This is a genomic window from Streptomyces sp. NPDC050147 (genome assembly GCF_040660195.1).
GTDB lineage: Bacteria > Actinomycetota > Actinomycetes > Streptomycetales > Streptomycetaceae > Streptomyces.
The window spans coordinates 27,545-54,382 of the sequence record NZ_JBFALJ010000033.1 but is presented as its reverse complement, the minus strand read 5'-3'; the positions used below and the strand labels follow the sequence as shown (position 1 = coordinate 54,382).

The following is a 26,838-nucleotide window of genomic DNA, read 5'->3' as shown; positions in this document are numbered from 1 at the left end:
GTCCGCTTTTCCCCATCGCGAGTCCCGAGCGTACCGCTCGCCCGCCGCATCTGCCTCCTAGCGTGGAACCAACGAGGCGCGGGAGTGAAAGCGCAGGTCATCTGGGTGCGAGGAGCAGACGAGTGCGATTGATCGTGGGCATGACCGGGGCTACGGGAGCGGCCATCGGTGTGCGGCTTCTGGAGAATCTGGCCCAGCTGCCGGACGTCGAGACCCATCTCGTCCTGTCGCGCTGGGCCCGCGCCACCATCGAGCTGGAGACCGGTCTCCCGGTCGCCGAGGTGAGCGCACTCGCCGATGTCACGCACCACCCCGAGGACCAGGGCGCCACCATCTCCTCCGGTTCGTTCCGCACCGACGGGATGGTGATCGTGCCCTGCTCGATGAAGACACTGGCCGGAATCCGCGCCGGGTACGCGGAAGGCCTGGTGGCCCGCGCCGCCGATGTCGTCCTCAAGGAGCGGCGCCGACTCGTCCTCGTACCCCGCGAGACGCCGTTGAGCGAGATCCACCTGGAGAACATGCTCGCCCTGACCCGGCAGGGGGTGCGGATGGTGCCGCCGATGCCCGCCTTCTACAACCACCCGAAGACCGTCGACGACATCGTCGACCACATCACTGCCCGCGTCCTCGACCAGTTCGACCTGCCCGCGCCCGCCGCCAGGCGTTGGGAAGGCATGCGCGCCGCGCGCGCCGCAGCACTGCGGCCCGCCTCCTGACGTTTCCGACGCCCGCCTCCCGGAGTTTCCGGCCGGGCCCTTCGAAGCCCCCTTCCCTCTGATGGAGTTACCCATGGCCCACGACGACCTGCGCAGTTTCCTCGCCACCCTGGAGGAGGAAGGGCAACTGCTGCACCTGACCGAAGAGGTCCTGCCCGAGCCCGACCTGGCCGCCGCCGCCAATGCCACGGGCCGCATCGGGGAGAACGCCCCCGCCCTGTACTTCGACAACGTCAAGGGCTTCACCGACGCCCGCATCGCCATGAACGTGCACGGCTCCTGGGCCAACCACGCGCTCGCCCTCGGCCTGCCCAGAAACACTCCGGTCAAGGAGCAGGTGGAGGCCTTCGCCGCCCGCTGGGACGCCTTCCCCGTCGCCCCCGAACGCCGCGAGGACGCGCCCTGGCGCCAGAACACCCAGGAGGGAGCGGACGTCGATCTCTTCTCCGTCCTGCCCCTGTTCCGCCTCAACGACGGCGACGGCGGGTTCTACCTCGACAAGGCCGCCGTCGTCTCCCGAGATCCCGAGGACCCGGAGAACTTCGGCAAGCAGAACGTCGGCACGTACCGCATCGAGGTCATCGGCACCGACCGTCTCGCCTTCCAGCCCGTGCCCATGCACGACATCGCACAACACCTGCGCAAGGCCGAGGAGACTGGCCAGGACCTGCCCGTCGCCATCACCCTCGGCAACGACCCGGTGATGACCATCGTGGCCGGCATGCCGATGGCGTACGACCAGAGCGAGTACGAGATGGCCGGCGCCCTGCGTGGGGCGCCCGCCCCCATCGCCACCGCGCCGCTGACCGGGTTCGACGTGCCCTGGGGCAGCGAGGTCGTCATCGAAGGTGTCATCGAGTCCCGCAAGCGCCAGATCGAGGGCCCCTTCGGCGAGTTCACCGGCCACTACTCCGGCGGCCGCCGCATGCCCGTCATCCGTGTCGACCGCGTCTCCTACCGCACGAACCCCGTCTTCGAGTCCCTCTACCTGGGCATGCCGTGGACCGAGGTCGACTACCTCGTGGGCCCCAACACCTGCGTCCCGCTGCTCAAGCAACTGCGCGCCGAATACCCCGAGGTGCAGGCCGTCAACGCCATGTACACGCACGGCCTGATGGTCATCATCTCGACGGCCAAGCGCTACGGCGGCTTCGCCAAGGCCGTCGGCATGCGCGCGATGACCACGCCGCACGGCCTGGGTTATGTCGCGCAGGTGATCCTGGTCGACGAGGACGTCGACCCCTTCAACCTGCCGCAGGTCATGTGGGCCATGTCCGCGAAGGTCAACCCCGCGGACGACGTCGTCGTCATCCCCAACCTGTCCGTCCTGGAGCTCGCCCCAGCCGCCCAGCCCGCGGGCATCACCAGCAAGATGATCATTGACGCGACGACTCCGGTGGCTCCCGACGTACGCGGCAACTTCTCCACCCCGGCCAAGGATCTGCCCGAGACGCGGGAGTGGGCGACGAAGCTGCAGCAGCTCATCGCGGCGCGCCGCTGAACCCCGCGGCCCTTGACGGATCGACGAACCCGCACGGAAGGAAACCGACCGGCCATGACCGACCACCCCACCATCTGCCCGCGTTGCGCCCACGAGACCATCGACCAGCTCGCCACCTCGCCGGTGCCCGGCGTCTGGGACGTCCTGCAGTGCCGCCAGTGCCTCTACACCTGGCGCACCACCGAGCCCGACCGCCGCACGCGACGCGCGGCCTACCCCGAGCAATTCAAGATGACGGTCGCGGACATCGAGAACGCCATCGAGGTCCCGGCCGTACCGCCGCTGCGCTGAGTCGAGTTTTCGATTGCCGGTCACGGTGCCGTGCAGCAGGATGCGGGGATGCGTTTCTCGGTGAACATTCCGAACTTCGGTTACTTCGCGGATCCCAGAACCGTGGCAAAGCTGGCTGCGGCGAGTGAACAAGCAGGGTGGGACGGGCTGTTCGTCTGGGATCACGTGCTGCATCGCAAACATGCGGGCAGGCCCTTCGGGGACCCCTGGATGCTGCTGACCGCCGCGGCGCTCGCGACATCCAGGATCAGGCTGGGCACACTGGTCACCCCGGTCGCCCGGCGGCGCCCGCAGCAGTTGGCCCGTCAGGTGGCGACCCTGGACGTTCTGAGCGGCGGCCGGGTCACCTTCGGCGCGGGTCTTGGCGGACCCGTCGAGGACGAGTACGCGAGCTTCGGCGACACCGCCGACCCGAAGGTGCTGGCCGAGCGGCTCGACGAGGGCCTCGACCTGCTGCGGCGCTACTGGTCGGGCGAGCGGGTGAACCACGACGGACGGCACTACCAGGCACACGACGTGACGTTGCTGCCGGCCACGGCGCAACGACCTCGGCCGCCGATCTGGATCGCGGGCTTCTGGCCGAACCGCCCGCCCATGCGCCGGGCCGCCCGCTGGGACGGAGCGGTCCCGCTGTTCACGGACGCCAAACACGGGCACGTGCCGCCGATCGGCCAGGTCCACGACCTGGTGGCCTACGTCACCAAGCAGCGCGAGGACCGGTCCGACACCCCCTTCGACATCGTCCTCGGCGGTGCGTCACCGGGCGAAGACCCGGCCAAGGCCCGTGACCTGATCGGCCCGTTGGCTGACGCGGGGGTCACCTGGTGGGACGAACGGCAGATCCAGACCAGCGAAGGGCTCGACCAGCTCGACGCGGTGCTGCGCCGCGTGGAGCAAGGGCCGCCGGTCTTGTAGAGGTGGCCCGTGAGAGCCGCCGGAGGCCGGCCCGTGGGAGCCGGCCAGAGGTTGGCCCGTGAGAGTCCGCCCGAGGTGCCGGTGAGAGGCCGCCCTGAGGTCTGCGTGCTGAGTCCTCAGGCGGCTAGGCGGCTGCCCTCAGCATGGCGGCTCCCGGCCCGTCCAGCTCGTCCAGCGCTTCCCTCCGCCCGGAGACGGCCAGCAGCAGCGCGAGCGCGCTACCACGCACGTGCGGGCCCTCTCCGATCGACAAATCGGCGTCGGTCGCCGTCAGTTGAAGCCCGTCCACCTTCTCCTTGGCCCCACCGAAGGACGCCGACGTCCGGGCCTGCAAGCGGAGCGACCTGATGACCGCCTCCGGCAGGTAGGCGTGGGAGAGTCCCAGGGGACGACGAATGTCCTCGCCGTGAACGACCTCCTCGACGAGCCGGGTGTCGAGGGGCGCCGGAGGGGCCGACCTGCGCGAAGCCACCTGACGCAGGCGCTCCCATGTCTCCTGCGGCGACGCACCACGCTCGCGCCGCACCCCGCGAGCGTTTTGACGGTCGAAGTCGAAGCGGGCCCGGACCATGGCGCCCACGAAGCCGAGGCGCGTGGTGCGAGCCGTGTCGACCAGATGGGCGACCACGTCCTGCACGGTCCACCCCTCGCACAGGGAGGGGTGCTCCCACTGCTTGTCGTCGAGGTGCGTGAGATCCTCGATCAGCGCCGCACGCTCCGCGTGGACCAGCGACCAGACATCATCGTTCACGGCTGTTCCTTCATTCGACTCCAGTGTCTGGCAAGGGAGACTCATGGCGCGGTGGGAACTCATCGACAGGGGCGGCGCCATGACCGGAACAGGTCTTCACGCACTACAGCGCGATCCAGATGGACGGACGGTTACCGGGGGGCTGGAGTGAGTTTCAGGCTGGCGGCGTACGCAGTGTGTGTTGATGACGGACGGGTGCTGCTCGGCCGTCACGTATCGCCCTGTGGTGAGTCCACTTGGACGCTTCCGGGCGGCCGAGTCGAGCACGGCGAGGACCCGTTCGACGCGGTCATCCGGGAGATCGCTGAGGAGACCGGCTGCGACGCGGTGGTGGAGCGACTGCTGGGTGTGGATTCAAGGATCATCCCGGCAGCCGAACGCACGGCCCCCGGCGGGCCGGAACACCAGAACGTAGGCATCTTCTACCAGGCGAGCATCACCGGGGGGCAACTGCGACCCGAGCCGAACGGCGAGATCGCCGAGTCGGTCTGGACCTCGATCCCCGACGTCGCCCGCCTGCGCCGGTCATCCCTGGTCGACATCGGTCTCGCCTTGGCGCAGACCCGTCCGGCGACCGGCCACGTCGCTCCTGTCCCGGTCGGCGGCCTGATCCAGCACTGAATCACGTGCGCTGTGCCGCGCGTGGATCACCGCCGGGCCCTGCCGACTCCAGTGGGCGCCGGGTCCGCCGGTGAGCGTGAGCGGCGTGCGGGTGCGCCCAGGGAATGGGCGCGACCGCCGCCGTGATCAGTCCTCCATGAACGGCACTGTTCACATGTCTCCGTGTTGCCGGCCGGTTCAGCCGGTGACGCCCTCCGGCTCCGGTGCGGTTGTCGAGTCCGCCGGGGTGGCCGCGGTGTAGAAGACGGAGGAACCCTGCTTGGTGCGCAGGGCCCGGCCCTTGGCGACCAGACCCTCCACCGTGGTGCGTACGACCGTGGTCTTGATGGTGCGGTCCGGGAGTTCCTGGGCGAGTGCGCTGGTGATCTCGGCGGCGGAGCGCGGCTCCGTCTGCCGGCTGAGGTGGTTGCCGATCAACTCGACCAGCGTCGGCCCGGCCGTCGGCTCGGCAGACTTCTTCGCGGAGGCCTTGGGCGCACTCTTGGCTGCCTTGTCCGTCTCCTTGGCCTTGTTGGCCTTGTCCGTGCTCTTGGCCTTGGTTGTCGCGGACTTCTTCGTTCGGGCCGCACCGGAATTGTTCGCACTTGGCCGCGGGGCGGGTACTGACTTCTTGCCGGTTGACGCGCGGCCCGCTGTCGCCTTGGCGGTGGCCGTCGGCGTTCCGGTGGAACCGAGCGCCTGCTGCATGCTCAGCAACACCGCGTGGTCGTCCTCCAGCGCCTGCAACTGCTCCTGCAGTGCGGCCAGCTCAGCCCCGACGCGTTCCTGTTCCTTGCGGTTGGTCTCCAGATCCGCGGCCACACGCGTGGCGTATTGGGCCTGTACTCCAGCGGATTCTGACTGAACGTCTGACATGACAGTGACCTTTTCGTGAGCGCACGCGGTCGTGCGGATGGCGGATCGTGCTCACGACTGAGCACTCCTGAGAGGGGCGCAAGCGATGGACCCCTGGGTGTTGGCTGCCCAACTTGCAACAGCAGTAACTCATGTGTTGGGCAGTGAAGGCTACGTCCTGACGTCTGTAGGCGAATACCTGAAAGGAAAACTGACCCTCGCCAGCACATCAAGTCGAGCTTGCGTTCGAAATTGAGGGAGGAGGCGACTCGGAAGGTATGCACCTATGCCCCTATGCGTCTTTGACTTTTCGCCCATGTACCTGTGTGTCATACGGGAGTGTCTGTCATACGGGAGTGTCTGACATACCGGAGTGGGCGCCCCATAGCTTGCTCTGAGGCTCGCCTCAGGTGACCACCGAGCCCATCCGTCGGACTGCCTCGGTGAGCACCTCTTGCGAGGCGGCCAGGTTGAGACGGACGAAGCCCTCGCCGCCGGTTCCAAAAGTGGTGCCGGAGCTCAGGGCGACGCGTCCGCGCTGCAGGAACGCCTTGGCCGGGTCGTCGCCGAGGCCCAGTTTCCGACAGTCGAGCCAGGCCAGGAAGGTGCCCTGCGCGGGGGTGTAGCCAATGGAGGGCAGGTGCTCTGCCAGCAGAGCGGCCAGCAGTCGGCGGTTGTCGTCGAGGCCGGAGAGCAGGGCGTCGAGCCAGTCACCTCCATCGCGCAGGGCCGCCGTGTGGGCGATGACACCCAGGTGGCTGGGTCCGTGGCTGACCTCTTCGGGGATGCGGGCGAGGTCGGCGGCGGCCTCCGGTCCCGCGATGGCGAGGGCGGCCTTGAGCCCGGCCAGGTTCCAGGCCTTCGACGCCGACATCAAAGACAGCCCGTTCTCTGCTCCGGGCACGCTCAGGAAGGGCACGAACGATGCGCCCGCCGCCACGATCGGGGCATGGATCTCATCCACCACGACGCGTACGCCGTGCTCCCGCGCCAGGTGCGCGATCCGCGTCAACTCGGCCGCGGTGTGCACGGTCCCGGTCGGATTGTGCGGGCTGCACAGCAGATACACCGGCCGGGCAGCACCTTGGGCCGTACGCCGGAACACGTCCTCCAGTACGGCGAAGTCGATCCGCAGGTCCGGCCCGAGCGGCGCCTCGACCACGGGTCGGTCGAGGTTGCCGACGAACTGGTAGAAGGGCGGGTAGACGGGGGAGTTGACGATGACTGGATCGCCGGGCGCGGAGACCAGTTTGAGCATCTCGACGACGCCGAGCATCACATCGGGCACGATTGCCGTGCGTTCGACCGCAAGGCCGTCCCAGGCCCATCGCTTGAGGGCGAACTCGGCGAGCGCCTCGGCGTAGGCCGTCCCGGCGGGATAGCCGGTGTCACCGTGCCGCACGGCATCGGTGATCGCCTCGGCGACCGGCTCCGCCAACGGGACGTCCATCTCGGCCACCCACAGCGGCAGCACGTCGGCAGGGTAGGTCCGCCACTTCATGCTCGTACGCCGCCGCAGTTGCTCCAGTGACAGCCGACCGAGCGGATTCGCGCCGTCCGGCGCTATGACATCACGCGACACATTCTCCATATGTCAAAAGTAGGCAGGCCCGAGCACATTCATGCCTGCTTCGACGCGACCAGGTGTCGGCTGAGGGCGGGCGTGATGAGCGCGTCGTCCACGGCAGGTCACCTCCGCGCCGTTCAGCAGGGCACACGTCGGGGGCACCTTCAACAGCGGAATTCCCCTCCAGTAAGGTCAGCCTTACTAGCTGGATCATCCGCCCGCCCGCCCGCCCGTCCGTTCGCCCGCCCGTCGACATTCGAGGAACCCCGTGCCCGACGTCGCGACACCCGCAACCGTTCCGCCCCTGAGCGGTAGCGCCACGGCGCCGTACACCTGGCAGGAGCTTCGCTCGGAAGACGAGCTGACCGAGCTGCTCGGTGAGCCGCATCCGATCGTCATCGACAAAGTGCACGACGAACTGACCGCGGACGACCTGGGCATCTTGACCCGCTCCCCGTTCTGCCTCGTCTCCACTTCGGACGCGGAAGGAAACTGCGACACGTCCCCGCGAGGCGGCGCACCCGGTTTTGTCCACGTCCTCGACGCGAGCACCGTCGTGCTCCCCGACCGCCCAGGCAACCGTCGCGGTGACAGCTTCCGCAACATCCTCGAAAACCCGCATGTGGGCCTGCTGCACCTGGTGCCGGGCAGCGCCGACATCCTGCGCGTCAACGGCCGCGCCCGGATCCTGACAGACGCCCCGTTCTTCGACTCCATGACCGTCAAAGGCCAGCGGCCCCGACTGGCGATCGTCGTCGAGATAGACGAGATATACCTGCACTGCTCGCAGTCGCTGCGACGCGCGGGCCTCTGGCAGCCGGAGTCATGGGAACAGAAAACCCCACGTTCCTGAGAGCGGCCGTCCGAAAGACCCCGAGCAGGAGGTCGAGTGTCGCCGTGGGTACTCCGCACCGCGGGCGCGTGCCCTTCGGCGCGTGTGGAAAACGCGACTTTCATGTGTTTGTGGAGCACATCTGAGAGCACCTGATGGGCTGGAGGTTGATAAAGATGGTTCCCCTGATTCTGGTGCTGCTTCTGGCTCTGCTTCTCTTCGGTGCGGGCTTCGCATTGAAGGCCCTGTGGTGGATCGCGGTCATCGTGCTGGTGGTGTGGCTGCTCGGCTTCGTGGTCAAGCCCGCCGCACGCGGTGGTCGCAAGGGCCGCTGGTACCGATGGTGACGCGCGCCTGATTGCGGCGACATGGCGGCGCGACGCCACAGGCAGTGGCATACGTGCCTCGCCAGAGGGTGGGCCCGACCTGGACGGTCGGGCCCACCCTCTTTGCTGTCGCCTTCAGGAGTCCGGTCGATCGTCAGGCGCGGCAGCGCAGCATCTCCAGCGGAGGGTTCTCGTGGAAATCCGCCCAGTAGTCCGTGCCGAACTCGCGCACGCCGGCTTCCGACACCGTCAGCGGCACCCAGGTCAGATCACTGAACCCCGCCGCCGGAAGGCACTTCTCGTAGACCTCTCGGCGCGGCAAGTTGGCGACGAACGAGACCGGCTCCGGGTCGAGCAGCGCCGTGGTCCTCACCTGTCGCCCCGTCTCCACTTCCTCCCCGGTGAGTTCGCTGCGGAAGCCGTACTTGTCCGGGCCCGGCCCGTCGAAGCGGAAGTCAGGCGACTGATTGAGCAGAAACAGCTCGCCGCCCGGCTTCATGCTCCGGTGGATGTTGCGGCACATGCGTTCCGTCGTGGCGATGTCCGAGGCGTAGTTGAGCAACTGGACGGCCAGTGCGATGTCGAAGCGGCGCCCGGCCGGCCGTAGCTCGGCCACGTCACCGACCTCGTAACGCACCCCCAGCGGATCGCCCTCCTCCAACTGCCGGGCCACGGAGACCATTTCTCCTGAAATGTCGATGCCAAGGACGTCGGTCGCGCCGCGCCGCTTGAATTCCCTGCTGTAGAAGCCGGTGCCGGAAGCCAGGTCGAGCACCGACCTGCCCCGCACGTCCCCGACCATCGCCAGGAAGCTGGGCACTACGGCGTACTGCTCAAGCGGCAGGGCCTTGAAGCCCTCGTACGCCTCACCGATCTCGTCGTACTGCTGCTGTGCGCTCATGGTGCTGTCCTCCGTAGGTAGGCCCTCGGACGCGGGCCCCCGTTGCCGGGGCATGCCGCGGCTCTTGACTGGCAGTCTCTACGGGGCCCGGTGGACCTCCGTACTGGCAGAAGCCACGAAGATCCGGACACGGTCCCGGCTCTGAGCACAAGGCCACGGAGCGAAGCAGCGAGCAAGCAGCGAAGGAAGCAGTAGAGCCCTGCGTGACGCCCAGGCGGTCCTCCCCGCGTGTGTCACTGCGGAAGCGTAAAATTGGCTCTCGGTTACCCGGCCGTGAGCGCTCCGCCCGGGGCCGTGTCGTCGCGCCGTCTGCGGGTACTTGCTCTGGCCAGGAGTTGAAGGGTCAAGGAGGAGACACAGTGAGCGATCGGATTCCGGCTTCCCCCGGCGAGGACGGCACCACCCCGGTTCCCCGGGACCTCCCCGACCAGCAGGCGACGGATGAGCCGGACGCCTGGGACCTGGACGTGAGCAAGGCTGCCGAAGACGCCGATGCCGAACGCGGCGACGGCCACGGCGACAAGGCGGCCGAGGTCCCCGACACGAATGAGGGAGGCACCGCAAGGCGCGATGACTCCCAGGCCCGGGAAGACCACGCGGAGAAACCGGTGCCGGACGAGCCCTCTGGGTGAGGCAAGGGGGCTGTGAGCCTCTGACGGGGGTCTCCGGCGACAGGTTCGTCCTCCCCAAGAGAAACCAGGTAACCGGAAAACAAGAGGCCTGGAACCCGGAAACCCGGAAACCAGAAGCCCCGGAGGCCGTGGATCTCGTGGTTGCCGCTCAGCGATGGATGGCGTGCACCCGGTCCAGTGCCGATTGGCTTTCCTCGTCCGCGGCGCGATAGATCACCAACTGCTGGTCCGCGTCCTGAAGCGGCAGCAGCGTCTCGAAATGTACAGCGATCTCACCGACGTCAGGGTGCCGCATCACCTTGCGTCCGCGGCCGTTCACTTTGACCTCTCGCTCAGCCCACAAACGCGCGAATTCCTCATCGCGTGCGGTGCATTCGGCGATGAGGTCGGACAACGCCTGGTCCTCCGGATGCGCGGCCCACGCAGTGCGCAGGTGGGCGATGCCCTCTCGCACGATGCGTTCGCGGTCGACGTAGAACTCACGCATCTGCGGACGCATGAGGCACAGCCACATCGCATTGCGCCGCGACGGCGGCAGGGCGTCGAAATCCAGCAGCAGCCTGGCCATTTCGCCGTTCCAGGCCAGGATGTCGTAACGGTGATTCATCAGCATGGCCGGCAGCGGTGACAGATCAGCCACCAGCCGGGCCAGCGGCGGCGCCGCGGCGGCGGCGGGCTTGTCGGTGTCACGGCGGCGCTGCTGGGCCAGGTCGAAGAGGTAGCCGCGTTCGTCGGGAGCCAGACGCAGCGCCCGGGAAAGCGCCTCCACCACGTCCGCTGAGGGCCGCAGGCCGCGGCCCTGTTCCAGCCGCACCACGTAGTCGACGCTGACCCCGGCCAGTTCGGCGACCTCCTCGCGGCGCAGACCCGGCGTCCGGCGGGCCTGCCGACGCGAGGGCAGACCGAAAGCGTCCGGGTCCAGGCGTTCGCGGCGGGTCCGCAGGAATGCGGCCAGCTCCTGTGTCGCGTCCACTGTGCGCGTCGTCATGTTCGGCCCAACAGCCAAGGTAGGACCGGTGTTCCCAGGAACTTCCTTCCCTTACGCCTGGCTCCCGGCGCACACAGGCTTGTTTCCGACTGCGGATCACAACCACAGGCCGCGGATCACAAGCACAGACGGCGGATCACAAGCACAGGAGGACACGATGTCGCTCACCCTCGACACCTACCGGCTCCTTGGACGCTCCGGATTGCGGGTCTCACCGCTGGCGCTCGGCGCGGCAACCTTCGGCACCGAGTGGGGCTGGGGCGCCGAGCCGGATGAGGCGCGCAAACTGTTCGACCTCTACGTCGAGCGCGGCGGCAACTTCATCGACACCGCCAGCACCTACACCAACGGCAGCTCCGAACGCCTGCTGGGGGAATTCACCCGCGACAACCGCGAAAGCCTGGTTCTGGCAACGAAATACTCGACGTCGCGCCGTCCCGGCGATCCCAATTCCGGGGGCAGCCACCGCAAGAACCTGTTCGCGTCGGTGGAGTCCAGTCTGCGACGACTGAATACCGATTACATCGACGTGCTCTACCTTCACTTGTGGGACGTCACGACACCGATCGAGGAGATCCTGCGCGGCATGGACGATCTGGTCCGGCAGGGAAAGGTCTTGTACGTGGCCATCTCCAACACCCCGGCCTGGCAGGTGTCGCGCATGCAGGCGATCGCCGACCTGCGCGCGTGGTCACCGCTGGTCGCGCTGCAGATCGAGTACAACCTGACCGAGCGCACCGTGGAACGCGACCTGATCCCCATGGCACGCGAGCTGGGGTTGGGGGTGATCCCGTGGTCGCCGCTGGCGGGCGGGGTGCTCACCGGCAAGTACAGCCGCGGCGATCTCACCGCGACGAACGCCGCGTCCGACGCAACCGGCGACGGCACCCGCAAGAGCCGCACCATCGCAGGTGGCACGCTCACCGAACGTAACCACGCCATCGTGGACGTCGTGAAGGAGGTCGCCACCGAGCTGGGCCGCACCCCCGCCCAAGTCGGCCTTGCCTGGACACTGCAGAACCCGGCCGTGACGGCACCGGTCATCGGTGCCCGTACGCCCGCGCAACTGGAGGACAACCTGGGCGCCCTGGAGGTCGACTTCACCGCCGCGCAGCTGGCCCGCCTCGACGAGGTCAGCGCGATCGAACTCGGTTTCCCGCACGAGATGCTCGCCGGTGCGGTGGCCCGCACGCTGATTCGCGGCGACCAGAAGCTGGAAAGCCGCCGTTGACACGCCCAGGGGCGGGGCAGATGACGACGACGCCCACGAAGACGACACCCATGACGCAGCGGGGCAGCGAGACAGGGTGAGACAGCCAGTCAGACGACAGGCCCGCCGACCGGGCGCCCGGTCGTCCCTTCAGGTTGCCGACCGCAATCGCGTGAGCGAGCTTGGTGAAAGCAGAGAGGGCTCTGCTTGGAGAGAGCGGAGAGGGCTCTCGAGGGTGTGCCCGATCCCAGCCGTTCGATTCTCAGGAGGAACGATGACCAACCCCGAGCAGGATCCTAACCAGAACGAGGGTCCCGCCGACGGCGGTGCGGCGGGCACGCCGGGCGTCCACGACGGAGGCGCCGACGGCGGAGCCGAGGGCCCCGCGGACGGTGGCGCCGCGGGCACGCCGGGCGTCCACGACGGAGGCGCCGACGGCGGAGCCGAGGGCCCCGCGGACGGCGGTGCGGCGGGCACGCCGGGCGTTCATGACGGAGGCGCCGACGGTGGGGCCGAAGGGCCTGCGGACGGTGGCGCGGCGGGTACGCCGGGCGTTCATGACGGAGGTGCCGACGGCGGAGCCGGCAGCTCTTGAGCATCCCCACGACCGAGCTCCAGGACGCTGAGGCCACCGCAGGTGTCGGCGTCCTGGAGACACGGCTGACCGGCCTCAGCCGGGACGAGTTCGCCCGCGACGTCTGGGCGCGCACAGCGCTGCTCACGCGACGCGCGAGCGACTTCTCCGATCTGTTCTCCGCCGACGCCGTAGACGAACTGATCTCGCGTCGCGGGCTCCGTACGCCTTTCCTGCGCGTCGCCAAGGACGGCTCCACGCTCCCTGAGTCGTCGTTCACCTCGGCCGCCGGTGTGGGCGCCACCGTCGGCGACCAACTGGACGACACCGCTCTGTGGCGCATGTTCGCCGACGGCGCCACCCTGGTGCTGCAAGCTCTGCAGCGCACGTGGGTGCCGGTCGCGGACTTCGGCGCCCGGCTCAGCACGGAGCTGGGCCATCCGGTGCAGGCCAACGCCTACGTCACTCCGCCGCAGAGTCGCGGGTTCGACGACCACTACGACGTACACGACGTCTTCGTCCTGCAGATCGAGGGCGCAAAGCGCTGGCTGGTCCACGAGCCCGTCCATCCCGACCCGCTGCGTGATCAGCCGTGGACCGAACATCGCCGCGCCGTCGCCGAGGCGGCGAAGGGCGAGCCTTGCATCGACACCGTGCTCGAACCCGGTGACGTCCTCTATCTGCCGCGAGGCTGGCTGCACGCGGCTCAGGCGCAGGGCGAGGTCTCGATCCACCTGACGCTGGGGGTTCACAGTTGGACGCGCTACGCCCTGGCCGAACAGCTCGCCCAGTCCGCACTCGCGCTGCTGCGCGACGATCCCCAGATGCGCGGCACCTTGCCCCTGGGCGTGCACGGGCCGGACGGCGCGATCGACATCGTCCGCGAACGCCTGGTAGCCGCCATCAACAAGGCTGATTCCGCGCCGCTGTTCCACCGGGCCCGTCGAGGCCACGGACGACCCGCGGCACTGGGACCGCTGGCCCAGCTCAAGGCCGTCGACGGTCTTGGCCCCCGCTCCCGGGTGCGGCTTCGCGGGGAGCTGGAAGCGCGGCTTGAGGGGCGGCGTCTGGCCACGCGCGTGGGCTGGCTGGACTTCGCGGAGACCGATCTGCAGTCGGTGACCCGCATGCTCGACGGTGAGGTCCGCACCGCCGGCGATCTCGGCGTCGGACTCGTCGAGAGACTGCTGCGCGCGGGCGTACTGGTGCCCGCAGAACCGTGAAGTGGCCCCGGTGACAGCGGCAGAACGCTTCTTCTGCGCTGACGCCGCCCGAACACGCGCCGACTCACTCGCGGGCACAGCCCCCTACGGCTCTGTATGGGTACTCATCGAACACCGGGGCGGCTGGCCCCCCAACGGTTTCGACGGCCTCGACCTCGACCCTTCCACCAAAGGGCTCGTGTTCTCCGCCGCCCAGTCGGTGCGGGCGCGCGTACTGCTCATCAGGCGGCCCGGACGCCGCGGCCCCGCAGGCCCAAGACGCTGGGCGGTGCTGCGCCATGAGACCCCCGGGGCCTACCGTCAGCAATGGGGCACATGGAGCCACGATCAGGACCTGACGGAGATTGTCGATGCCCTCGGTGCCCCCGGCGAGCTCGGCTGCCCGCCCGTCTTCCTCGTCTGCGCCCACGGCCAGCACGACACCTGCTGCGCCGTGCGCGGGCGCCCCGTGGGACGTGCTCTCAGCGAGCGATGGCCGAACCTGGTGTGGGAATGCTCCCACGTCGGCGGCGACAGGTTCGCCGCCAACGTCGTCGTCGCCCCCGACGGCGTCTACTACGGCAATCTCGACGCCACCTCGTCGGTGGCAGTGCTCGAAGCGCACCTGGCCGACCGCATCAACGCGAAGCATCTGCGCGGATACACGGATCTCTTCCCTCCGCAGCAGGCTGCTCTCTCCGCCGTGCTCGAACGCTTCGGCCCGGCGGGCCGGCATGACTACGAGGTGGTCGACACCTCCCGCGAAGACAACCGCTGGCGAATCCGCTTCACCGGCCGCCCACCTCACCCCACGGCCATCGAAGTGGTAGTGCACTCCCACCGCACCCCACCGTGTCAGCTCACGTGCCGCGGACTGTCCATGAGTTCCGCCGCGGTCTACGAGGTCACCTCGATTGGCGCCGACTGAGCTGGTCCGTTCCGCGGGCCAGACGGCAGCAAGTACACAAGCGAGCGTGCCACCGAAATGGAAGGCCTGTGGCACGCTCGCTCAGACCGGGTGGAGCCGGCAGGCTTCCCCGGATAGCGACCCCGGCTGAGGACCGGCCGAGTCAGTTCTCGGTGGCCGGGCGGAGGACGACGGGCAGTTCCCGGTGCCCGTTGGAGATGAATGACTCTCCGGGGCGCAGAGTGGACGCGGGGCCGGCGAGGGCGAGGTCCGGGTAGCGGGTGAACAGCGCCCGCAGTGCGGTCTCGGCCTCCATCCGCGCCAGGGCGGCGCCGAGGCAGACGTGGACGCCGTGGCCGAAGGCGAGATGGTTCTTGCTGACTCGGGTCACGTCGAAGGTGCCGGCGCTCGGGCCGTGCAGGTCGGGGTGGCGGCCCGCTGCCGCGTAGGAGGCGAGGATCGCCTCGCCCTGACGGATCGTGAGCCCCTGCGCCAGTGAGATGTCCTCGACGGCGAACCGCATGGGAAGGTGCGCGACGGGTGCCTCGTAGCGCAGCGTCTCTTCGACGACGTCTGTCCACGTGTGCTTGCCCTCGCGGACCAGGGCGAGCTGTTCGGGGTGGGTGAGCAGCGCGGCGATGGCCTGGTCCAGCAGGTTGACGGTGGTCTCGTAGCCCGCGCTGATCACGAGGAGGAGAGTGTCGAGGAGTTCCTGCTCGGTCAGCGCGGAGCCGTCGCCGTCCTCCGCGTCGTCCCGGGTGGCGATGAGTACGGAGGTCATGTCCTCGCCGGGCTCGGCGCGTTTGGCCGCGACCAGGTCGGCCAGGATCGCGTACAGCTCCTTGGTGTTGTCGGCGGCTTGATCCGGGCTGAGCGTGGTGTCGAAGACGCCGTCGACGGTGCGGCGGAAGTCTGCCTGGGAGTGGTCGGGAAGCCCCATGAGCTCGCTGATGACGCGGATCGGCAGCGGATAGGCGAAGCGGTCACGCAGGTCGGTGGGCTCTCCGGCGGGGACCGTGTCGAACTCGTCGAGCAGCGCCTGGGATATCTCCTCGATGCGGGGCTGCATGGCGGCGATGCGGCGTGCGGTGAAGGCCGGGCTGACCAGACGCCGCAGGCGTCGGTGGTCGCCTCCGAAGGCGGTGAACATGTTGTCGACGGCCACCCACAGCGCGAGAGGCCAGGTGCCGACGACCTCGTCGGGGAACAGCGGCCAGTGCCGCCGGGGGTCTTTGGAGACCCGCGGGTCGGTGAGGAGCTGCTTGAGCAGGGCCGGGTCGGTCACGGCCCACGCCTCGACCCCCAGGACGTCGACGCGGGTGGCCGGTCCACGCGAGCGCAACTCGGCATCTTCCGCGTGCCGGTCGCTGCCGGTGGCGTCCAGGACGAGGATCTGGGGCTGGTCCATGCGGGAACTCCTCAGGGGTGGGGGATACAGAAGGTGTGTGGCGGTCGGCAGGGGGATCGGGCGGCGCCATCTCAGCTGCCGGGTCGCGGAGTTGCTCAACGAGTGGCGGCCTGAAGGATCAGCCGATCGGTGGTCTGGGCCGGGCAGGAGACACAGTAGTTGTCCATCTGAGGGCCGGTGAAGGCCACTTCGGGGCGGGTCGTTCGGGTGGTGAGGTAAGAGATCGAATCGTTGCGGCGCGTTGACCGTCGAGGGGACGCGGCGCCGGTAGATCATCGGAAGGTACGGCGCATGATCGAGCACTCCGGCGGCCGGGAGGCGCTGCTGGAAGAGCGCCACGAGAGGGAACGGGAAGAGAGCTGCGGACGCGCCGAGCGCGATCGTCGCCGCGCGGAGGAAAGAGAAGGAAATGACCGACGCCATCGTCCTGCTCGGAGTGGTCATCGGTTTGTCCGTGCAGATCCAAGCGGCGTGGGACTTGAGCCGTGCCCCTCGGGAAGGGGAGGACGCGGACGCCGTGCAGGCTCAGGCGATTCTCCTGGCGACGGCGGGAGCGCTGTGTGCCGTCGTGGCCCTGGGCGTGGCGCTTTTCGTCCCCTCGTAGGACACGGCCTTCTCTTCCTGCTCGCGAGCCGGGCAGTCGCGTACAGAGCGCACCCAACTATTACCCACGGGTAACTTGACGTAGGGTGCTGCAGGCCTGCCGCAGTCGGCCCGCCGACTGTACGAAAGGCAGCTACCGCACGGCAGTCGGGCTGTCGCACCACGCAGCCCGGGAACAGAAAGGACCCGCCCACATGGCCGCATCACGTCGGCTTCGCGCCGCAGTGCTCCCGCTGGCCCTGGTCGTCTCCGCGGCCGCCTTGAGCACCGGAGCCGCCATGGCCGCACCGGGGGGCGAGGCCTCACGGACCGCGTCGAACGCCGCCGAGCAACGCCCCACCTGGGCCATCGCCCACCGAGTGCTGACCACGGGCGGGGTCACCAGGGCGCTCTCCAACGGGGCCAACGCGCTGGAGATCGACGCCACGGCCTGGCGCAAGGGCTGGTGGGCGGACCACGATGGCACCCCCACCAGCTCCGGCGACACCATGTCGGACATGTTCGACCAGGTGGCCGAGGAACACGAGGGCGGGCGTCACGTCTCCTTCGTCTGGCTCGACATGAAGAACCCCGACTGGTGCGACGGCGGCGACCCCGAGTGGCGCCACTGCTCCGTGGCCGCGCTGCGGGACATGGCGCGCGAGAAGCTGGAGAGCAAGGGAATCCGGGTCCTCTACGGCTTCTACGGCACAGAGGGCGGCAGCGGTTGGAAGAGCCTCCTCGGTGACCTGAAGCCCAAGGAAGCAGTCAGCTTCAGTGGTGGCTACGCGCAGGTCCGGGACGGGTTCGCCGAGCACGGGCCGAATGTCCCCGGCGATCAGCGCGTGATGGACAACGGACTGTTCAACATGGCGCTGAAGTTCGGTGGCATCAAGAAGGAGCTCGAGGCCGCCAGGGTTGCCCGGGACGCTGGAGACCTCGCACAGACCGTCGGATGGACGGTGGGGAAGGGAGACGGTGAGCGCGCCGCCACGCTGCTCGACTCCGCCGACGGAAGTGCCGCCGTGGACAGCCTGATCTACGGCAACCGCATGTCCTGCTACCCCGACGGCGTCAACGGCCCAAAGGGCTGCGGCACCGATGACAGCGCGGTGCGGGAGTCGCTCTCGTACATCACGGACTACGTGAAGGCCCATCCGGACGCCCGCCGTATGGCCACCCCCGAGGACATTCCCTTCGGCAGCTGACGCTGAAGAGGGACGTTTTGCTTGCCCCTGTCGAGACGTGTCTCTATTTTTAGAGGACTCTCTAAAAATTGAGCGGTGGGGTGGGCATGATGCCGGGGAACACGATGCCGGGGAACGACGGGGGACTGCGTGAGCGGCGGAAGGCGCACCGACGCTCACGGATCGTGGAGGCGGTACGTGAACTCCTGCGGGAGGGACCGGAGTCGGGGGTCAGCGTCGAGCGGATCGCCGAACGTGCGGAGGTGGCTCCGGCGACCGTGTACAACCTGATCGGGCCGCGCGAGAGGATCTGGGAGGCGCTCGCGGCCGGGTTCATGGAGGAGCTGGAGCGCCGCCTGGCGGGGCTGGAGGCCGGTGATCCGCATGTGGTCGTCCGTACGACAGTGCGGCTCTTCGTGGCCGATCCGGTGGTGTCGCGTCGCATGGTGCGCGCGTGGGAGCAGAGCGGTCTCGTGCTCGACCGCAGTCCGCTCGCCCGGCTCCGTGCGGCGATGGAGGAGGCACGGGCCCGGGGCCTGTTGCGTGCGGACGTCGACATCGACGCGCTGACCGCGGTCGTCGGCGCCGCGTGTGTGGGCGCGCTGCATCAGTGGGTGGCCGCCCTCATCGATGACGACCGGTTTCTCGCGCGTGCACTGTTCGCTCTGGACGTCGCGCTGGCCGCGGCGGCCGCGGACCCCTGCCGCGAGGAACTGCTGGCGCCGCTGCGACGCCGGGGGATGGCGTGACGACGGGGCCGGGGTCGGGACCACGCAGCTTCGTGGGCGACGGCGGAGTCGTGCTGGCGGCGGACGTGTGGGGTGAGGCATCCAGGCCGCCTCTGGTCCTGCTGCACGGTGGTGGTCAGACCCGGCACGCCTGGGGCCGGACCGGTCCTCGACTGGCCGCGCTGGGGTGGCGGGTCGTCGCCCCGGATCTGCGTGGGCACGGGGACAGCGGATGGTCGGCCGACGGTGACTACGATCTCGGCCTGTTCGCGCGGGACGTACGGGCTCTGGTCGCCGAACTAGGCAGCCCGCCGGTGGTCGTCGGTGCTTCGCTGGGCGGCCTGAGCGCGCTGCTGGCCGCAGGGGAAGCACCCAGGGCGGCGGTGCGAGCCTTGGTGCTCGTCGACGTCGCCCACCGGCCCGATCCCCGCGGTTTTCGCCGGATCGTGGAGTTCATGCGCCGCGCGCCGGAGGGATTCTCCAGCGTGGAGGAGGCGGCCGCGGCGACCCGCGCTTATCTGCCGCATCGGCCGCCTCCGGAGGTCAGCGCCGGCCTGGAGAACAACTTGCGACGCCGGGGCGAGCGGTGGGTCTGGCACTGGGATCCGAAGATGCTGGACAGCTTCGAGGGCCGGATGGATCCGCCGGGCATGGCGGAACGTCTCCTGTCGGCCGGACGTCGCGCCGGTGTGCCGCTCCTGCTCGTCCGGGGTCAGGTCAGCGACGTAGTACGTGAAGACATCGCCGAGCAGTTCTGCGCCCACGTCCCCCGTGCCCGGCGCGTGGAGGTGCCAGGCGCGGGACACATGGTGGCCGGTGACCAGAACGAGCACTTCCTGGACGCGATCGTCCCGTTCCTGGAAGGGATGAGGTGAGCGGGCGCGCCGCCCCGTCCGCAGGGCCATGCCTGGTGCCGACTGCGTGGCATGGGCAGAACCCGTCTCACGGACCTTGGTTGCGTTTTCGGCCGTGTCCGCCGAAGCGAGCCGCGACCGCCTGCTCCAGGGACAGGCCGCTTGCCTCGTCCCGCGGTTCGAGGAAGGCGTGGATCACGGCGAGGGTGAGGGTGCCGGTCAGGGAGCGGCGGTGGGCGTCGTCGACGACACCGGACGCGGGGTCGCCGAGGGCTCGCAGGGTCACGCCGTCGTTGGCCGCGGAGAGCGCGTCGGCCAGGTCGTCCAGCGTCAGGCCGGCGCGCAGGCGCAGACCTCGCTCCCGCAGGACGGCGGCGTACAGCTCCTTCCATGAGCCCAGGTAGTCGGCGTAGATGCCGGAGGTGATCCGTGCGATCTCCTCGTCGGCGTCGGCCACTGTCATGAGGGCGAGGCCGAGCCGTACGGAGGGCATGTCCATGCCCTCCGTGGTGTGCCGGTGGGCGATGTCGTGGACGGCGCGCACGAAGTCGCGGCCGTCGCGCCCGTGCACCAGCCGCCGTGTGTTCGCGGCGCGCCGGCTGCGGAACTCCGGCCGGTAATTCTTCTTCCACACAGCGAAGTTGATCAGATCGACGATGAAATTCGAGTACGGCGTCCAACGGTCGCGCAGCAGCCCCGCCCCGTCACCGTGGCGGTCGAAGGGCTCCGGGTTGCGCCCGAACGCCTCGCCCACGCACCTCTGCGACAAGGGGCCCAGAAGCAGGCTCTTGCTTGTGACCGGCCGCTCGGCGCAAGGCCCGAAGTGCTGGTCGAGCAGCCGCATTCCGGCAGCCAGAAGCGAGGCCGTCACACGGTGGTTGGCGAGCCGGGCCCGACCCCAGGCGGTACGCCGGTTGAGGCGCGGCAGGATCTCTGACAGGTCCTGGTCGTAGGGGAAGGGCAGGTCCCGCTTCCTGCGGTGCGCGCGCGGCTCGCGCTTGTCGTGCAGGTCATCGCCGTCGTCCCAGTCCCAGTTCTCCATGCGCGCATGATCTCCACGGCGGCTGGGGCCAACAACCCCTCAGGCACGTGGAGATGACCGGAGCAGGGGCCGCGCCCAGCGCCCCGGCCCCTGAACTCCACGCTCCTGCGGGGCATCGAACCGAGGGCCGGTGGCGGTAGACCAGGCAGCTCCTCTTCCTCGTAGACGGGCGGTCGAAGATGCTCAACTCCAGTACCTGCCTCGCCTTTTGGCTCCTGGCCTGCACCGCCGCGAGCCGTGCCCTGCTCCGGATACTCCTAGGGCTGCTCGCCGCACACGCCACCCGCAAGGCCCTCAGTCAGTCGGACACCCCCCGCGACGAGCCAGAGGCGGCGGAGCGGCTCCGCGCCCACCGCCTCGCGGTCCTGCTCACCCTCCTGAACGGACTCAAGGCCCTCGGACCCACGCGCCGGAGTCGCCGCTGAGAGCAAGGGGTGGCAGCGACGCGGGCCGCGTCCTCGCTCATGCACCGAGCGCGTGACCGGGGCGGCCGGATCATGTGGCGCCCGGCGGAAGCACGGGAGGCTTTGCCGTGGCGGCAGTTGCCTCAGGCTCTAATGCAGCGGGAGCCCCGCGCTCGCCGTCGTGACCAACCTCGTCGTCTGGCTCGTGGCCTGTCTCAAGGCCAGAGGATTCAGACGGCTCGAACAGATAACGAACGGCAGTCAGGTCGAACAGCCGGTCGACCGCGGGGCTGCTTGCGGCCACCGTCACGGTCTTGCCGTATCGCAGCGCCAGTCGGCGCAGCTCGAGCATGAGGTTGATCCCCGAGCAGTCGCAGAACGCCACTTCGCTCAGCTGCAGGTCGATGCCGTCGGCCGACCCGCTCAACGCGCGGAGCAGGTCGGGCAGGAGCCGTTCGCCGGAATCGAGGTCGAGTTCTCCGCGCACGATCACGGTCACCCGAGGACCGTCCGGCACGGTGTCGACCGTGGCCGTTGGCGGAAGTCGGCGCAGCAGGGGCCGGGAGTCCCCTGTGAGCTCGGTGTCCTCCCTGCTCGGGGGCTGCTCTGAGTGTCCAGGCTCCGGCATGGCCTCTTCCTCTCGTGTTGCCCAGCGCCGCCCCTAAGGCTGCACGTCACCACCCAAGCACGTCAACTAATACCTGAAAACGAGTACGTGTTTTTGAAAACGTGTACGCCTGGTCGCTAAAGTTGGCGCATGGATGAAGTGCCCGAGCCCCACACCGGATGGACGTTTCTCACCAACCACGCGCGGGTCCTTGCGGCGATCGCCGACAATCACAACGCCCGCATCCGTGACATCGCCGCACGCTGCCGACTCACCGAGCGTGCCGTTCACAAGATCATCTGCGACCTTGAGCAGGAGGGATACCTCTCACACGTCAGGCAGGGGCGCAGCAACACCTACCGGATCGCGCCCAGCGAGGCACTGCGCCACCCGGCCGAGTCCGGCCTGGCCGTGGCCTCGCTCCTGTCCCTGCTCGCGCGGAACGAAGCCGACCGCGCCACATCTTCGGAAGACGGCGGCCGACATCACGCCGACGCGTGAGAGGGATCCGATGTCGCGTCGTGGCCGGGCGGCGCATCATGGTGCCAGGGGGACGACGTCGCCCTGTGGGCGCGCCGTTGTCGGCGCGGTGGGGGAGGAGGAACGGTGGACGTGTATCGGTGGGAGGCGACGGCCGCCGGGGTACGGGAGGCCGTCCGTGAGCTGCTGCGCGTACTGGAACCGGAACAGGTGCGTGTGCTGCGCGCCGGGCCTGCTCGCCTCGACGCGCCCGAGCTGCGGGAGTGGACGTATCTGCCGGGTGCGCGCCCCGGACTGTCCACCGAGGGCCTGGACAGTCACCAGCGCGAGGCCGTCGACGCCGTGCTGGCCGCGGCGCACAGCGCGGCGGGGGCTCAGCTGGCTCGCGGGGCGGTCGAAGTGGAGCGGCACCGCCGCGCCATGGTCGGCGGCGCGGGCGCCGACCGCTACTGGGTGCGCTTGTTGGGCGACCCGGAGGGCGGTGGTCCCTGGGCCTGGCGGATGAACGGCCACCATCTCGCCGTACACGTTCTGATCACGGCGGCCGGCCTGCGGGTGACGCCGCACTTCATCGGCTCGGAACCCGCGCGCATCGCGGACGGCCCCCACGCCGGCCGCCGGTTGCTGGGACCGGAGGAGGACCTGGCCCGGCAGCTGGTCACGGACCTGGACGACGGTCGGCGGGGCAAGGCGGTCTTCGCCGCCGCTCCACCGGACGACATCTTGACCCGCGACGATCCCTTCGCCGACCCCGACCGGCTGCCGACCGGCCTGACCTACGGCGACATGACGCCCGGTCAACAGGAGACGCTCCAGTGCCTGGTACGCCGCTACCTGGACCGGGCCCCCGCCGCGTATGCGCGGGAGTGCTGGTCCGACACCGTGGCACATGGACTGGACGCTCTCTCGTTCGCCTGGGCCGGTGGCCGCGAGCCCGGGGAACGGCACTACTACTGCGTGCGGGCCCCGGACTTCCTCATCGAGTACGACAACACCCAGGACAACGGCAACCACGCCCACTCCGTCTGGCGGCACATCCGCCACGACTGGGGCGCCGACCTGCTCCGCGCGCACTACACGGAGCAGCACGGGCGCTGACCGGGGTCGTGTTCTGTACCTCGTTACATACGGCGCTGATGTCGCGGTCCGTGTCAGGATGCCGCGTATGTCAGGTCGCGCACTGAGCTTCGGATCGGTGGCGGACGCGTACGAACGGTTTCGGCCGGGGTATCCCGTGGAGCTCGTCGACATGGTGATGCAGTACGCCGGTCAGCCGGTTCGGACCGCCCTTGAGATCGGTGCCGGGACAGGCAAGGCAACGCGCTTGTTCGCACGGCCGGGCGTCTCGGTCACCGCGAGCGAACCTGACGGGGTGATGCTCGCCGAGCTGCGCAAGCACGTCCCGGCGAGTGTCCGGACGGTGCAAGCCGCGTTCGAGGGCTTGCGGCCGGGCGAGAAGTACGGGTTGGTGTATGCGGCGGCAGCCCTGCACTGGACGGAAGCGGAGGGTCGCTGGTCACGCATGGCCGCGCTGCTTGAGCCGGGTGGCGTGTTCGCCTCCTTCGGCGGGCCGATCCAGCTGGCCGACCCAGCCGTGAAGGAAGCCGTTCGGGTGGCGCGAGCGCCGTTCCTTGAGAGCGACGAGATTCCGTCCCCGGACGGGACGCCTCCCGAGCACGACATGCAGTGGCCGGGTACGGAGCTCCGACGCTCCGGGTTGTTCACCGATGTCCGACAGTCCATGATCCGCAGGCGCTTGACCATGAGCGGTCGCGACTACGTCGGCCAGCTCTCCACCATCTCGGCCTATCTGGTGCTGCCGCCCTTGGAGCGGGAGCAGGTCCTGAGGCAGATCGCCCGGGTCCTGCCCGAGACGGTCGAGGTCGCCGCCGACCTCACTGTTCATCTCGCCCGTCGGTGCTCCGAGCAACTGGATCGTCGCTGGCCTTCTGGGCAGGGCCTTGAAGGCCTTCAGAAGCCGATTCCCTAGATCTTTTGTGCTCCGGAGTGATCGACTGCGCCATGACGCAGGCCGTTCTGAGGGTCCCGATCACCGGCCTCAGCAGGCGATATGCCCTTCGCCGGAGCCACTTCGGGGTTGTCGCGGTTACTGTGGTCGGCGGCGCGGTGCCCTGCGCACCTATGGCCGTATTACTGACGGGTCAGTACGGTGCTGGCCAACCCCCCTTTGCCCGCAGGAGAGTTGGGAGAGCCGCATGATGTCAGCCCTACGCAGACGACCGGTGGCCGCGAGCGCCGTTCTGGCGGTGGCGGTGCTCGGGCTGCCCGGGTCCGCCGCGGCGGAGAGCAGCAACGCGCCGGTAGGCGCCCCGGACGCCACCCCCTCGGCCCACTCCGCGGCGCAGGCCGCCGGGAAGGCGCCCAGTGCCGTGAAGCACGGTCAGGACAAGCACCACGGCAAGGGCAGGAAACACCCCGGCAAAAAGAAGACCCCCGGCAAGATTCTGAGCTCGAAACCGTCCTCGTTCCAGTACACGCCGGGCGCTCCCACCCCCACCAAGGCCTGGAAGATCACCTACCGGTCGACCACCGCCGACGGGCGGCCCAACACGGTCTCCGGCACCGTGATCGTTCCCGACGACGGCAAGGCCGGCCCACGCCCGCTGATCACCTACGCCGTCGGCACGGTCGGCCTCGGCGACAAGTGCGCGCCGTCCGCCGGATTCCCCAACGGCACGACGGCCGAGGCGCCGCTCGTCAACGCCGCGCTGGTACGGGGCTATGCCGTCGTCGTCACCGACTACGAAGGCCTCGGCACCCCCGGGGACCACACCTACATGGTCGCCAAGGCGCAGGGCAGCGCCGTCCTCGACGCGGCGCGCGCGGCCCAGCGGCACCCGGAGGCGGCGAAGTACGGCGTCTCCGCGGACGCTCCGGTGGGGATCATGGGCTACTCGCAGGGCGGCGGCGCCAGCGCGAAGGCCGCCGAGATGGCCGCGACGTACGCTCCCGAGCTGAAGGTCAAGGGAACGGCGAGCGGCGGCGTCCCCGCCGACCTCGCCAAGGTCGCAGACTCGCTGGAAGGCGGGGACAGCGCCGGCTATATGCTGATGTCCGCCGTCGGGCAGAACGCCGCTCAGCCTTCCCTGGGACTCGACAAGTACCTCACCAAAGAGGGCCGCAAGCTCGCCAAGGTGGTGCGCAACGAGTGCGTCGGTACGGTCCTGGAGGCAGGACGCGGCAAGACGATCGAAGACGTCACCACGTCCAACCCGCTGGACCGGCCGGAGTGGCAGAAGGCCATCGCCAGGCAACTGATCGGTACCAAGCGCCCGTCCGCGCCGACGTTCCTGTACCACGGGGACGCGGACGAGACGATTCCCTACGCGGTCGGACAGAAGCTGCGGGCCGACTGGTGCGCGAAGGGGAACGCCGTGGAGTGGAAGCCCTTTGCCGGGGAGTCCCATGTGGGAACGGCAATTCAGGGCAACGGCCCGGCACTTGAATGGCTCGGCCGGCGCTTCGCCGACGAGCCGACATCGGGCAACTGCGGCACTTGAGTCGACGACTCACCCCCGCCGCCCCTCTGCCGCTGTCCAAGGACGGCCGGCGAGGGGCGGCGATGTCTGTCGCTGGGCGTGGGTACCGCACGGTTTCGCTACGACCTTGCTGACCTGGTAATGATTCAGAGACCTGCCGATTCGGCATCTCCTTGTGTCGGAGCCCGTCGGTAGGTGTCGGATCCATTGATGTCAACGGCTGATGTCAGCAGCTGCGTCGACATCAACCTCTGGGCTCGGGGGACCTAGGGGCTGACTCCGGTCAGACGTGCGCCGCCAAGGGCGAGGCATCTCTGGCCGGCATGCAATCTCTGCACACTTCCCACGCCAGCTGCACGACGCAACGTGGCATGGTTGATCGACTGATGGGCCGGATACTCCGCGTCCGCGTCGGGGGGACTTTGATGCGTACTCGTACTGCTGCAGCTTCGGCCGTTCTGATCCTGTGCACTGTGATGGGCTCGGCGGCCTGCTCGACGCCCCCGGACGGCAACCCGTCTTCGGGTACCTCGACCTCGGACGAACAGGGGAAGAGCCAGCGCCAGGCGAACAGGGTCGCCCCCGATGCCGATCCCTCTGCCTGCGCGACTTCCAGCGAGAAGATCCCGGAAGGCTGCGCGGTCGACATGGATGTAGCCGAGATGGACGAGGCAACTCCGGCCACGGAGCCGCCGGCGACGAATGCGTGGGTACCCCCGACGAAGTGACTGTGCCCATGACGGGCGGCCTGGCTCGACGGGGGAGCGTCGGAGTCGGCAGGGCTGACAGTGTCGTCGGCGAGCCTGCGGTGCCCGCGCGATCGAGGCTGCTCTGAGCCCCGATCCGGCCCGGAGATCCATCGCAGACGAACCCCCGGTCGATCCTGACGGCACGGACCGATGACGGGACTGAACGAGCGGGCACGTGGCTCGTCGAACTGTGCTGCGCCGATCAACGCCGACCGCTCGATGCCGCGGCCATCCAGGAGATCCGCCACCCACCCCGGCCGCAGGCGGTCAGAGATCCGCAACAATGCGTCTACCGCCGGGAGTTGGGCCGTTTCCTGCGGAACATCGTTTCGTTGGCCTGGTGTGCCGCCGAGCAACAACCAGTGCGTCCTGCGGGTCGTTCGGCCGCCCTGGAGCAGAGCTGCCCGAGCGGTGGAGCCGCAGGAACGGCACGTGTACCCGGCTGCGGTGCCGGGGTTCGACCCCACGTGAACCCCCGTCCCTTCCCAAGGGGTTACGCCTGTCCCGCCGTCCTGGCGGGAGACGC

Annotated in this window: 29 protein-coding genes; 20 read left to right on the top strand and 9 right to left on the bottom strand. The window is 69.0% G+C overall.

What is annotated here, in order from left to right:
- The first annotated feature begins 122 nt into the window (after positions 1 to 122).
- From AB0I94_RS36675 to AB0I94_RS36660, 4 genes are all read left to right on the top strand, one after another.
- Positions 123 to 719, top strand: a complete 597-nt coding sequence (locus AB0I94_RS36675; RefSeq protein ID WP_363314116.1) for a non-oxidative hydroxyarylic acid decarboxylases subunit B — start codon at positions 123 to 125, stop codon at positions 717 to 719.
- A gap of 73 nt (positions 720 to 792) precedes the next feature.
- Positions 793 to 2,220 (top strand): non-oxidative hydroxyarylic acid decarboxylases subunit C, encoded by a 1,428-nt coding sequence (locus AB0I94_RS36670; protein WP_363314115.1) that lies wholly within the window; start codon positions 793 to 795, stop codon positions 2,218 to 2,220.
- 54 nt (positions 2,221 to 2,274) lie between these two features.
- Positions 2,275 to 2,511, top strand: a complete 237-nt coding sequence (locus AB0I94_RS36665) for a non-oxidative hydroxyarylic acid decarboxylases subunit D (RefSeq protein ID WP_363314114.1) — start codon at positions 2,275 to 2,277, stop codon at positions 2,509 to 2,511.
- Between the two features lie 48 nt (positions 2,512 to 2,559).
- Positions 2,560 to 3,426 (top strand): LLM class flavin-dependent oxidoreductase, encoded by an 867-nt coding sequence (locus tag AB0I94_RS36660; RefSeq protein WP_363314113.1) that lies wholly within the window; start codon positions 2,560 to 2,562, stop codon positions 3,424 to 3,426.
- Positions 3,427 to 3,550: 124 nt separating this feature from the next.
- On the opposite strand, the gene AB0I94_RS36655 is transcribed toward AB0I94_RS36660, so the two are convergent.
- Positions 3,551 to 4,177, bottom strand: a complete 627-nt coding sequence (locus AB0I94_RS36655; protein WP_363314112.1) for a maleylpyruvate isomerase family mycothiol-dependent enzyme — start codon at positions 4,175 to 4,177, stop codon at positions 3,551 to 3,553.
- Between the two features lie 147 nt (positions 4,178 to 4,324).
- Between AB0I94_RS36655 and AB0I94_RS36650 the strand changes: the two genes are divergently transcribed.
- Positions 4,325 to 4,798, top strand: a complete 474-nt coding sequence (locus tag AB0I94_RS36650) for an NUDIX domain-containing protein (RefSeq protein WP_363314111.1) — start codon at positions 4,325 to 4,327, stop codon at positions 4,796 to 4,798.
- Positions 4,799 to 4,975: 177 nt separating this feature from the next.
- On the opposite strand, the gene AB0I94_RS36645 is transcribed toward AB0I94_RS36650, so the two are convergent.
- The gene (locus tag AB0I94_RS36645) at positions 4,976 to 5,599 is read right to left on the bottom strand and encodes a hypothetical protein (RefSeq protein ID WP_363314110.1); all 624 of its coding nucleotides are present in this window, start codon (positions 5,597 to 5,599) and stop codon (positions 4,976 to 4,978) included.
- Positions 5,600 to 6,038: 439 nt separating this feature from the next.
- Entirely contained in the window at positions 6,039 to 7,223 is a 1,185-nt protein-coding gene (locus AB0I94_RS36640; RefSeq protein ID WP_363314109.1) for an aminotransferase class I/II-fold pyridoxal phosphate-dependent enzyme, read from the bottom strand.
- Between the two features lie 280 nt (positions 7,224 to 7,503).
- Here AB0I94_RS36640 and AB0I94_RS36635 point away from each other — a divergent pair, with 280 nt between their 5' ends.
- Both AB0I94_RS36635 and AB0I94_RS36630 read left to right on the top strand, forming a co-directional pair.
- A complete protein-coding gene (locus tag AB0I94_RS36635) occupies positions 7,504 to 8,052 on the top strand; it encodes an MSMEG_1061 family FMN-dependent PPOX-type flavoprotein (protein ID WP_363314176.1) in 549 nt (182 codons plus the stop codon).
- Positions 8,053 to 8,207: 155 nt separating this feature from the next.
- Entirely contained in the window at positions 8,208 to 8,378 is a 171-nt protein-coding gene (locus AB0I94_RS36630) for a hydrophobic protein (RefSeq protein WP_363314107.1), read from the top strand.
- A gap of 133 nt (positions 8,379 to 8,511) precedes the next feature.
- Here AB0I94_RS36630 and AB0I94_RS36625 read toward each other — a convergent pair whose 3' ends face one another.
- Positions 8,512 to 9,258 (bottom strand): class I SAM-dependent methyltransferase, encoded by a 747-nt coding sequence (locus AB0I94_RS36625; protein WP_363314106.1) that lies wholly within the window; start codon positions 9,256 to 9,258, stop codon positions 8,512 to 8,514.
- Between the two features lie 359 nt (positions 9,259 to 9,617).
- Here AB0I94_RS36625 and AB0I94_RS36620 point away from each other — a divergent pair, with 359 nt between their 5' ends.
- Positions 9,618 to 9,890, top strand: a complete 273-nt coding sequence (locus AB0I94_RS36620; protein ID WP_363314105.1) for a hypothetical protein — start codon at positions 9,618 to 9,620, stop codon at positions 9,888 to 9,890.
- Positions 9,891 to 10,038: 148 nt separating this feature from the next.
- Here AB0I94_RS36620 and AB0I94_RS36615 read toward each other — a convergent pair whose 3' ends face one another.
- Entirely contained in the window at positions 10,039 to 10,878 is an 840-nt protein-coding gene (locus tag AB0I94_RS36615) for a helix-turn-helix transcriptional regulator (RefSeq protein ID WP_363314104.1), read from the bottom strand.
- 157 nt (positions 10,879 to 11,035) lie between these two features.
- Between AB0I94_RS36615 and AB0I94_RS36610 the strand changes: the two genes are divergently transcribed.
- Positions 11,036 to 12,109 carry an aldo/keto reductase gene (locus AB0I94_RS36610; RefSeq protein ID WP_363314103.1) on the top strand — a complete coding sequence of 358 codons (1,074 nt, stop codon included), beginning with the start codon at positions 11,036 to 11,038 and terminating at the stop codon, positions 12,107 to 12,109.
- A gap of 241 nt (positions 12,110 to 12,350) precedes the next feature.
- Here the strand turns inward: AB0I94_RS36610 and AB0I94_RS36605 are convergent, their stop codons facing one another.
- Positions 12,351 to 12,647: a hypothetical protein gene (locus AB0I94_RS36605; RefSeq protein WP_363314102.1), complete on the bottom strand. Its 297-nt coding sequence runs from the start codon at positions 12,645 to 12,647 to the stop codon at positions 12,351 to 12,353.
- Positions 12,648 to 12,679: 32 nt separating this feature from the next.
- Between AB0I94_RS36605 and AB0I94_RS36600 the strand changes: the two genes are divergently transcribed.
- Both AB0I94_RS36600 and AB0I94_RS36595 read left to right on the top strand, forming a co-directional pair.
- Positions 12,680 to 13,885: a cupin domain-containing protein gene (locus AB0I94_RS36600; RefSeq protein WP_363314101.1), complete on the top strand. Its 1,206-nt coding sequence runs from the start codon at positions 12,680 to 12,682 to the stop codon at positions 13,883 to 13,885.
- Positions 13,886 to 13,895: 10 nt separating this feature from the next.
- On the top strand, positions 13,896 to 14,792 hold the full coding sequence (locus AB0I94_RS36595) for a sucrase ferredoxin (RefSeq protein WP_363314100.1): 897 nt from the start codon (positions 13,896 to 13,898) through the stop codon (positions 14,790 to 14,792).
- Positions 14,793 to 14,934: 142 nt separating this feature from the next.
- On the opposite strand, the gene AB0I94_RS36590 is transcribed toward AB0I94_RS36595, so the two are convergent.
- Positions 14,935 to 16,179 carry a cytochrome P450 gene (locus AB0I94_RS36590; RefSeq protein ID WP_363314099.1) on the bottom strand — a complete coding sequence of 415 codons (1,245 nt, stop codon included), beginning with the start codon at positions 16,177 to 16,179 and terminating at the stop codon, positions 14,935 to 14,937.
- Positions 16,180 to 16,588: 409 nt separating this feature from the next.
- Between AB0I94_RS36590 and AB0I94_RS36585 the strand changes: the two genes are divergently transcribed.
- The 4 genes from AB0I94_RS36585 (at position 16,589) to AB0I94_RS36570 (ending at position 19,551) form a co-directional block, all read left to right on the top strand.
- Positions 16,589 to 16,783: a hypothetical protein gene (locus tag AB0I94_RS36585; RefSeq protein WP_363314098.1), complete on the top strand. Its 195-nt coding sequence runs from the start codon at positions 16,589 to 16,591 to the stop codon at positions 16,781 to 16,783.
- 193 nt (positions 16,784 to 16,976) lie between these two features.
- The gene (locus AB0I94_RS36580) at positions 16,977 to 17,969 is read left to right on the top strand and encodes a phospholipase (RefSeq protein WP_363314096.1); all 993 of its coding nucleotides are present in this window, start codon (positions 16,977 to 16,979) and stop codon (positions 17,967 to 17,969) included.
- Positions 17,970 to 18,037: 68 nt separating this feature from the next.
- Positions 18,038 to 18,697, top strand: coding sequence for a TetR/AcrR family transcriptional regulator (locus tag AB0I94_RS36575; protein ID WP_363314095.1), 660 nt, complete (start codon positions 18,038 to 18,040; stop codon positions 18,695 to 18,697).
- The gene (locus AB0I94_RS36570) at positions 18,694 to 19,551 is read left to right on the top strand and encodes an alpha/beta hydrolase (protein ID WP_363314094.1); all 858 of its coding nucleotides are present in this window, start codon (positions 18,694 to 18,696) and stop codon (positions 19,549 to 19,551) included. Before AB0I94_RS36575 ends, AB0I94_RS36570 begins: the two co-directional genes overlap by 4 nt.
- Before the next feature lie 67 nt (positions 19,552 to 19,618).
- On the opposite strand, the gene AB0I94_RS36565 is transcribed toward AB0I94_RS36570, so the two are convergent.
- A complete protein-coding gene (locus AB0I94_RS36565) occupies positions 19,619 to 20,572 on the bottom strand; it encodes a hypothetical protein (RefSeq protein WP_363314093.1) in 954 nt (317 codons plus the stop codon).
- A 179-nt stretch (positions 20,573 to 20,751) separates the two neighbouring features.
- Here AB0I94_RS36565 and AB0I94_RS36560 point away from each other — a divergent pair, with 179 nt between their 5' ends.
- Positions 20,752 to 20,997 carry a hypothetical protein gene (locus AB0I94_RS36560; RefSeq protein WP_363314092.1) on the top strand — a complete coding sequence of 82 codons (246 nt, stop codon included), beginning with the start codon at positions 20,752 to 20,754 and terminating at the stop codon, positions 20,995 to 20,997.
- Positions 20,998 to 21,067: 70 nt separating this feature from the next.
- On the opposite strand, the gene AB0I94_RS36555 is transcribed toward AB0I94_RS36560, so the two are convergent.
- Positions 21,068 to 21,475, bottom strand: coding sequence for an STAS domain-containing protein (locus tag AB0I94_RS36555; RefSeq protein ID WP_363314091.1), 408 nt, complete (start codon positions 21,473 to 21,475; stop codon positions 21,068 to 21,070).
- Between the two features lie 258 nt (positions 21,476 to 21,733).
- Between AB0I94_RS36555 and AB0I94_RS36550 the strand changes: the two genes are divergently transcribed.
- From AB0I94_RS36550 to AB0I94_RS36535, 4 genes are all read left to right on the top strand, one after another.
- The gene (locus AB0I94_RS36550; RefSeq protein ID WP_363314090.1) at positions 21,734 to 22,084 is read left to right on the top strand and encodes a helix-turn-helix domain-containing protein; all 351 of its coding nucleotides are present in this window, start codon (positions 21,734 to 21,736) and stop codon (positions 22,082 to 22,084) included.
- A 105-nt stretch (positions 22,085 to 22,189) separates the two neighbouring features.
- The gene (locus tag AB0I94_RS36545) at positions 22,190 to 23,161 is read left to right on the top strand and encodes a DUF3500 domain-containing protein (RefSeq protein ID WP_363314089.1); all 972 of its coding nucleotides are present in this window, start codon (positions 22,190 to 22,192) and stop codon (positions 23,159 to 23,161) included.
- A 67-nt stretch (positions 23,162 to 23,228) separates the two neighbouring features.
- Positions 23,229 to 24,053, top strand: a complete 825-nt coding sequence (locus AB0I94_RS36540; RefSeq protein WP_363314088.1) for a class I SAM-dependent methyltransferase — start codon at positions 23,229 to 23,231, stop codon at positions 24,051 to 24,053.
- Between the two features lie 226 nt (positions 24,054 to 24,279).
- Positions 24,280 to 25,584 carry a lipase family protein gene (locus AB0I94_RS36535; protein WP_363314087.1) on the top strand — a complete coding sequence of 435 codons (1,305 nt, stop codon included), beginning with the start codon at positions 24,280 to 24,282 and terminating at the stop codon, positions 25,582 to 25,584.
- Positions 25,585 to 26,838: the final 1,254 nt, after the last annotated feature.